Annotated in this window: 1 protein-coding gene; it reads left to right on the top strand. The window is 65.3% G+C overall.

The genetic code is table 11. The features are described from left to right. Positions 1-61 precede the first annotated feature (61 nt). The coding region (locus tag EAE91_RS25295; protein WP_339919742.1) for an AMP-binding protein at positions 62-265 on the top strand (204 nt) is incomplete at its 3' end.

The following is a 265-nucleotide window of genomic DNA, read 5'->3' on the forward strand; positions in this document are numbered from 1 at the left end:
GTCGAACCGGCTGGCGCATGCGCTGAGGCGCCGGTATGCAGAGGAGACCGGCGGTGAGTTGGTGGCGGACACGCTGATAGGGTTGTATGTTGAGCGGGGTCTGGAGATGGTGACGGGTATTCTGGCGATATTGAAGGTGGGCGGGGCGTATGTGCCGCTGTCGCCGGAATATCCGGCAGAGCGGGTGGCGTGGATGCTGGCAGATACGGGGGCGCGGTTGGTCCTGACGCAGGGGGCCTGCCGTTCGCAGCTGGCGGAGGTGATA

This window comes from Photorhabdus noenieputensis (genome assembly GCF_018448935.1).
In the GTDB taxonomy this organism is placed as follows: Bacteria; Pseudomonadota; Gammaproteobacteria; order Enterobacterales; family Enterobacteriaceae; genus Photorhabdus; species Photorhabdus noenieputensis.